General features: G+C 62.9%; 1 protein-coding gene. It reads right to left on the bottom strand.

Annotated elements, in window-relative coordinates; genetic code table 11:
- The coding region (locus tag L5849_RS15790; protein ID WP_236926314.1) for a DUF1800 family protein at positions 1-280 on the bottom strand (280 nt) is incomplete at both ends.

Here is a 280-nt window from a genome sequence, read left to right on the forward strand (position 1 = left end):
GCCGGGTAATTTGTTGGCCGCCAGGGCGAGCGCGAAGTTGAGCCGGTTGAGCAGCGCGCCTGTGTTCACCCATGCGTCGGACTTATCGGAATACCCCGTCGGCGGCTGTGCGCCATACAGCGGCTCGCCGATCTGCTGCATCGCCCGTGCGACGGGCATCGGATCGTCGATGCCGGCATTCACCGCGCGCAGAGCGGAGATCACATACTCGAAGGGCGATTTCACTTTCGCTCGATACGTCTGCGGATCCCAGAATTCCGGGCTGTCGATGACCGCTTTC

The sequence above is a fragment of the Erythrobacter sp. SN021 genome, from assembly GCF_021864455.1.